The sequence below is a fragment of the Pseudomonas sp. MF6396 genome (assembly GCF_002018915.1).
In the GTDB taxonomy this organism is placed as follows: domain Bacteria; phylum Pseudomonadota; class Gammaproteobacteria; order Pseudomonadales; family Pseudomonadaceae; genus Aquipseudomonas; species Aquipseudomonas palmensis.
The window spans coordinates 1-7,023 of sequence record NZ_MVOK01000059.1 but is presented as its reverse complement, the minus strand read 5'-3'; the positions used below and the strand labels follow the sequence as shown (position 1 = coordinate 7,023).

Below are 7,023 nucleotides of genomic sequence, written 5' to 3'. Positions count from 1 at the left end.
CAGATGCGCCTACGGCTGTCTTGCACGTTCTTTTCAACGATGCCCTTTTCCCAACCAGCGGCGACGTTGCAGAAGTCCGGATCGAACAGGTAATGCGCGCACATCACCGCAAAGCGCGCATTCACCGTCCGGCCTTTGCCCTTATTGACCTTGTCGACGGCCGTCTTCATGTTGTCGTAGATGCCCCGGCGCGGCACGCCGCCCAAGGAGCCGAACGAGCGCCATCCAGATCGGCGATACCTTCACCGAAGGCGAGGTGCTGGGCTTCACCGGCATCCCGCACTTCGCCCCGGAACTGTTCCGCCGCGTACGCCTGAAGGACCCGCTGAAATCCAAGCAGCTGCGACAGGGCCTGCAGGAGCTGGCCGAGGAAGGCGCGACCCAGGTGTTCTTCCCCGAGCGCAACAACGACATCATCCTCGGCGCCGTCGGCGTGCTGCAGTTCGATGTGGTCGCCAGCCGCCTCAAGGAGGAATACAAGGTCGAGTGCGCCTACGAGGCGATCAACGTCTGGTCGGCACGCTGGATCGAATGCAGTGACGAGAAGAAGCTCAAGGAGTTCAAGGACAAGGCCTTCGAGAACCTGGCGGTGGATGGCGGTGGCCACCTCACCTACCTGGCGCCGACCCGGGTCAACCTGAGCCTGATGGAAGAGCGCTGGCCGGACGTGAAATTCCGCGCCACCCGCGAACACCACTAACCCCCTGCCTGCCAAGTCGGCTTGGCCGTGCAACGCGGCCAAGTCGAACACTTTTTGCCAGACAACGCGCCTCTTTCACCTATACTGAGTAGGGTTATCCGTTCGTTCACATAACGCACGCCTGAGCCCGTGACAAATCGCTGAGCTGCACTCAAGTTCCGCCCGCTAACGACGATACAAACTCACACTACCTTTCCTTGCTCCGAGGTGAATATGTCCATTCGCAATGTCCGCGTGGCCACGCGTGCCGGTGTTGGTTTTGCCCTGCTTGCCCTGCTGGTTCTGCTGGTAGGCAGCTTTTCCCTCGGGCAAATGCGCAACCTGCATAGCCAGGGTGAATACATCAACACGGTCACCCTGCCCAGCCTGCAAACCATCAACAACATCAGCACCGACATCCTGCGCATCCGTGCGCTCACCCTGCGCCTGATGATCCAGCGTGACGCCAGTCAGCAGCAGCAAGCCATGCGCACACTGGAAGAACTCAAACAGGAACTGCAAAAAGACGAAGCGCGCTATGAAAGCCTGCTGGAAGCCGACAACGAGCGCGCCATGTTCCAACGCCTGGTCAGCGCCCATCGCGCGTACATGAGCGAGCAACAGCGCATCGTCGAACTGGTACCGCAGGGGCGTCATGATGAAGCCCTGGCCGTAGCCAACGGCCCGCTCAACCAGCATGCCGACGCGATGTTTCGCGCCCTCGATGAACTGACCCAGTTCAACAATGACAACGCCAGCAAGGCGAAAAAGCAGAGCGAAGCCATCTACAACAACGCCTTCAACCTGGTAGTGGCGATCATCGTCGCCGCCATCGCCATGACCATCCTGCTCGCCGTACTGCTCACCAACAGTATCGTGCAACCGCTGCGCAAGGCCGTCGGCGTCGCGCAAGTCGTGGCCAAGGGCGACCTCTCGCAAAGCATCCAGCTGGAAGGCAACGACGAACTGACCAGCCTGATGCGCGCCCTGCAGGACATGCAGCAAAGCCTGCGCAGCACCATCCAGCAGATTGCCGATTCCTCGACCCAACTGGCCTCTGCCTCCGAGGAGCTGCACGCGGTCACCGAAGACTCCACGCGGGGCATGCACCAGCAGAACAACGAACTGGAGCAGGCCGCCACCGCGGTCAATGAAATGACCGCAGCGGTCGATGAAGTCGCGCGTAACGCCGTCAGCACCTCGCAAGCCTCGCAAGCCTCGAGCAAGACCGCCGAGCAGGGCCGCGACCAGGTGCTGCGTACCGTCGACTCCATCGACAGCCTGGCCGAAGACGTCACCCAGACTGCCGGCCAGGTGGAGCAACTGGCCGACAAGGTGCGCGACATCAGCAAGGTGCTCGACGTGATCCGTGCGATTGCCGAACAGACCAACCTGCTGGCACTCAACGCCGCCATCGAAGCCGCACGCGCCGGCGAGCAGGGCCGCGGCTTTGCCGTGGTGGCTGACGAAGTGCGCCTGCTGGCACAACGCACCCAGCAGTCCACCCAGGAAATCGAGCAGATGATCGGCGGTATCCAGCAAGGTACCGACCAGGCCGTGAATGCCATGCGCCATAGCAATGAACGCGCCCGCACCACCCTCGACGTCGCCCGCGCCGCCGGCGAGGCACTCGACCTGATCGCCCGCTCGATCACCGAGATCAACGAGCGCAACCTGCTGATCGCCAGCGCCTCCGAAGAGCAGGCCTCGGTGGCCCGCGAAGTGGACCGCAACCTGGTGAATATCCGCGACCTGTCCCTGCAAACCTCGGCCGGCGCCAACCAGACCAGCGCCTCCAGCCAGGAGCTGTCACGCCTGGCCGTGGAGCTGAACAGCATGGTCAGCCGCTTCCGCCTGTAATCCGGCCAGCAACGAAAAAGCCCGCATCACTGCGTAATGCTGTTCACTTAAGCGGAGCAGCCTTTCGATCCACTGGATAACGGGTCTTTGAGATCTTCACCGTCCTTGGTCTTGATGGCCTTGGACGGTGATCCAGAAACAGCCCACCGATTCCTGCCCTCAACTCCGACAATCGTCTTCCTGTTGCTGAAATCGGGTTGGCCGCCGCCATCACGATCAATTGCACGGCGATGTATTGGGCTACTGGTTTGAAGCGGATGTCGCCCGGAGAGCGGCCGAAGGCGACGGCTGCCTGACCGGCTTCGCGGCGGATGATGTTGTAGGCCAACAACAAGCCCCAGACCTCCTGGTAGACCAGCTCCGTTACCTTGCTGCGCAGGGTCATCGCATTCTGCTGCAGAGAGCTTTTGATATCCCGGAAGCCCAGCTCGATCTCCCAGCGCTCCTGATACAGCTTGGCGATGGTCTTGGCGCTGTAAGTATCCGCAGGCAGCGAGGTGAGCACTGTCTTGATCTTGTCCTTCACGGCGTAGCTGACTTCACGTACCTCCCAGTGCGTCGGCAGGTCGGGGTTGCGCTTTCGTGCCTGTGCCGACACCTTCATGCGCAGCAAACGATCGCCCTTGCCGTAACGAGCGACTTCCTCGCTAACCAGCCCTTCGCGGGCCGGAATCAGCCAGTGCCGGCTTTCCCCTGCGGCGCCCAGGCGCAACAGCAAGTCGGCACTCCAGAAGCCCTTATCGAACAGCGTCACCGACTGATTGGGAATCTGCTGCATAAACTCATCGGCCAAGCGCATCTCACTGCGCCGGTAGGGACTCACCTGCGCATCCAGAATCAGGTGCGAGCGCACGTTCATCAGGGCTACCAGTCGCAGCATGGGAAACGGCGTCTGGCGCTCGGTGGAGGTATTGCCGGAGCCGAAATGCTCTCGGAGCTCAGGCGTGTCTGGGGTGCGCAGGAGTGCGCCATCCACGGCCAATACTTGCAGGCCCTGCCAGGTATCGCCCTCATAGCGCTCGCAACCCCACTGGTTACCCGTCTGACGAAACAGCCACTCAACCGGATCGGCACCCAATCGTTTACGCGCCTCGGTGACACCGCTTCGGGCCAGCAGGTCGTGAGAGGCCAGCCCCTGGGCACAGATATTCAGGCGTCGTGCGACCTCATGCACCGGCTCGTCACGGAACAAGGCCATGCCAAGCACCAGCGTAACCGCTCCATAAACCCCACCTACTGCTGATGGGGCGGGTCTGTCAGGATGCGCTCACTGGCGAGCAATTCCACGGCAGCAGCGCTTCGTAATCCTCGACGCTATTGGCGGCCGGCAGGCGTTCGAGGATGTGGCGCAGCCAGGCGTAAGGCTCCTGGCCATTGGCCTTGGCGGTTTCGATCAGGCTGTAGATCTGCGCGCTGGCCGTGGCACCCTTGGGCGTGTCGCTGAACAGCCAGTTCTTGCGCCCGATAACGAACGGGCGGATGGCGTTCTCCGCGCGGTTGTTGTCGATCGGCAGATGTCCACCTTCGACGTAGCGCACCAGCTTTCTCCAGTTGCTGGCCAGGTAATTCACCGCCCTGCCCAGCGCTGTCTGCCCGACGACCTGCGGCTGGGTCTTGTCCAGCCAGGTCTTGAGTTGATCGAGCAGCGGCTGGCTGCGTTGCTGACGGGCGACCAGGCGCTCGGTATCGCAGGCGTCCTTCAGGTCACGCTCGATGCCGTAGAGCCTATTGATCAGGTTCAGCGCCATGTCGGCACGGCCGGTTTTGCCCTTGGGTTGCACTTTCTGCGCCTCGACGAACTTGCGCCGCGCATGCGCCCAGCAGCCGAGGCGTTCGATGCCTTCTTGCGCGGCCACGGCGTTGTAGCTGGCATAGTCGTCGGTCATCAGGTAGCCGCGATAACCATCGAGCAGGCGCAGCGGCACCTCCTGCGCGCGGCTGGCGGTGTAGTCGAAGAGGATCACCGGCTTATCCGGTGGTCCACCGCTTTGTACCCACATCCAGGACTGCGCGGTGGGATCGCGTCCCGGTTCATGCAGCACCTGCAGGCGCGTTTCGTCGCAGTGCAAAACGGGGTATTCGAGCAGCTTGTCGCGCAGCAGGTTGAGCAGCGGTTGCAGCTGTTCACCGCTCTGGATCACCCAGCGCGCCAGGGTCTGGCGTGGTATGTCGACGCCGTGGCGGCTGAGCATCTTCTCGAAGCGGTACAGCGGGATGCCGTCGGCGTACTTGGTGGTCAGCAGCATGGCCAACACGCTGGGGCTGGCCAGGCTCTTCTCGATCAGTTGGGCCGGCTTGTCGGCAGTGAGCGGCGCCGCTTCGCAGGCCTTGCAGGCGTAGGTCTTGCGGATATGGCGGATGACCCGCACCTGCATCGGGATAATCTCCAGCTGTTCGCTGGTCTCCTCGCCGATGACTTGTTTGCAGGCGCCACAGGCGCAAGTCAGCTCGTGCTCGGGCAGGTCGTGGATGACTTCGACACGCGGCAGGTTGGCCGGCAACGGCTTGCGCTTGCCACGGCGCTTGACCGGCGCAACGATTTCTTCGGCTTCGGCTTCGGCTTCGGCTTCGGCTTCGCTTGGCGCAGCGGCCGCTTCGATCAGCTCTTCGACCTCGTTGAACATGGCCAACTGCGGTGAGTCGGCGTCTTCAGGGCTGCGCTCGGACTTGGGCGAGAACAACTTGTGGCGCAGCAGGGCGACCTGTTCCTGAAGTTGTTCTATGCGAGCATCTTTCGCAGCCGCCTGTTCACTGGCCAGCAGCAGTAAATGCTTGAGCAGGATTGGGTCGTCAGGAAGGGGGGCGGGCACGGCGATCATGGCCGTGGATTATACCGGCTCAGGTCACGAAACGCGGCGTCAGTATCTGGTGCGGACGGTTGCGCCACAGGTCGATGCCGTCGAGCAGCCAGTTCAACTCATCGACCGTCAGCTCGATGGCCTCGTCGCCGGCATCGGGCTTGGTCTTGAAGCGTTCGGCTTCCAAACGCTTGAGCCACAGGCAGAAGCCATTGCGCTCCCAGTAGAGGATCTTGACCTGACTGCGGGTGCGGTTGAGGAACACGAACAGCACGGGGTTGAACACTTCCACCTTGATGTCCAGCTCGACCAGAGCGGCCAGGCCGTTGATGGATTTGCGGAAATCGACGGGTTTTGGGTAGAGGTAGACCTTCTGCACCTTGGCGTCGGGACGCATCATGGGATGAACTCCGGTGAAAACGGGAGTTCAGCTTCCAATGATCTGCGGGCTATGGGCAGGTGGGGTTTATGGAGCGGATACTTACCAGGCCAGTACCCTGCCGGGCGCGACGGATCAGGACATATACCTGTCGCCGGGACAGGCCCAGCGCTTGGGCTGCCTCATCGGCGGCTTCATGCCCGACCACCTCAAGCGCTGCCAGTGGCCCGATGATTTCCGTCCGGTGCCGGGCTTGCGCCCATGCCTCGTCGGGCAGGGTGGCCACGCCTTGCGCGGCAATCGGTGGAGTGTCTGATGTCATGCCCAAACCTCGCTTTGGTGCACACGAGTATTGAGCATAGTCGAGATTGGTGCAGACGACTCCTGATATTGGGCTGTCAGGAGCCGTATGCACACCAGGCGTTACATCCAGTCAGATGGTGCGGTCGTCTTCTGAAAACGACAGGCGCAGCGTGGCCATTCCTGACATCCAGTTAGGGTATAGCCTAGATTGACATGCGCGATGCAACCCTTAACTTGCTTGCACCTATCGTTTCCATGCTAGCTTTATCGTAACGCTAAAGAAATTGGGCTTAATGCCGAATACAATAAAATAAAACAGCCAACCCTTGAGGCTCTTATGCGCCAGAATTTACCAGTGACGGGTCGAAACTTAGAACTCCCAAAAGATACCAATATTCTTTCGACTACCTCCCCTCAAAGCCATATCACGTACATTAATCCTGACTTCATTAAAATCAGTGGTTTCACTGAGGAAGAACTATTAGGCCAGCCTCACAACATCGTAAGACACCCAGATATGCCGCCTGCTGCATTTGAGCATATGTGGAGTACATTAAAATCTGGCCGCTCATGGATGGGGCTAATAAAAAATCGCTGTAAAAATGGCGACCACTATTGGGTAAGTGCTTATGTAACGCCAATAGCTAAGAATGGTTCGATTGTTGAATACCAGTCTGTAAGGACCAAGCCTGAACCTGAGCAGGTTTTGGCTGCGGAAAAATTATATGCTCAATTGAGAAGCGGGAAGGCCGCGAGGCCGAAATGGGCTGCTAGCTTTTCCGTGAAAATACTCTTGCTCATATGGGGTAGTATTATATCAAGCGCAATGGCTGCCGGCATGCTTACTGATACATCAATAAGCAGCTTATTGTTAGCTACTTTAATGTCAGGAAGCTTAAGCTCTGTTAGTGTTTTGGCTATTCTCTCTCCTCTTGGAAGACTGGTTGAAAGAGCCAGGAATATTTCCAATAACCCATTAAGTCAATCCCTCTACACTGGGCGCA

General features: G+C 59.8%; 4 protein-coding genes and 4 pseudogenes. 4 read left to right on the top strand and 4 right to left on the bottom strand.

Going from position 1 to position 7,023, the window contains the following annotated elements:
• Positions 1 to 221, bottom strand: a pseudogene (locus MF6396_RS27630) (IS21 family transposase); the annotation flags it as partial.
• A gap of 2 nt (positions 222 to 223) precedes the next feature.
• On the opposite strand from MF6396_RS27630, the pseudogene prfC reads away from it, so the two are divergent.
• The 3 genes and pseudogenes from prfC to MF6396_RS29665 form a co-directional block, all read left to right on the top strand.
• A pseudogene (prfC, locus tag MF6396_RS27625) lies at positions 224 to 700 on the top strand (peptide chain release factor 3); the annotation flags it as partial.
• Between the two features lie 213 nt (positions 701 to 913).
• Positions 914 to 1,456: pseudogene (locus MF6396_RS29670) on the top strand (MCP four helix bundle domain-containing protein); the annotation flags it as partial.
• Positions 1,457 to 1,516: 60 nt separating this feature from the next.
• Positions 1,517 to 2,539: a methyl-accepting chemotaxis protein gene (locus tag MF6396_RS29665; protein WP_443217222.1), complete on the top strand. Its 1,023-nt coding sequence runs from the start codon at positions 1,517 to 1,519 to the stop codon at positions 2,537 to 2,539.
• Positions 2,540 to 2,582: 43 nt separating this feature from the next.
• Here the strand turns inward: MF6396_RS29665 and MF6396_RS27615 are convergent.
• The 3 genes and pseudogenes from MF6396_RS27615 to tnpB form a co-directional block, all read right to left on the bottom strand.
• Positions 2,583 to 3,749 (bottom strand): annotated as a pseudogene (locus MF6396_RS27615) (IS4 family transposase); the annotation flags it as partial.
• Between the two features lie 46 nt (positions 3,750 to 3,795).
• A complete protein-coding gene (gene tnpC, locus MF6396_RS27610; protein WP_078482001.1) occupies positions 3,796 to 5,358 on the bottom strand; it encodes an IS66 family transposase in 1,563 nt (520 codons plus the stop codon).
• A gap of 19 nt (positions 5,359 to 5,377) precedes the next feature.
• Positions 5,378 to 5,737 (bottom strand): IS66 family insertion sequence element accessory protein TnpB, encoded by a 360-nt coding sequence (tnpB, locus tag MF6396_RS27605; protein WP_003460146.1) that lies wholly within the window; start codon positions 5,735 to 5,737, stop codon positions 5,378 to 5,380.
• A gap of 619 nt (positions 5,738 to 6,356) precedes the next feature.
• Between tnpB and MF6396_RS27590 the strand changes: the two genes are divergently transcribed.
• The coding region (locus MF6396_RS27590; protein ID WP_151884005.1) for a PAS domain-containing protein at positions 6,357 to 7,023 on the top strand (667 nt) is incomplete at its 3' end.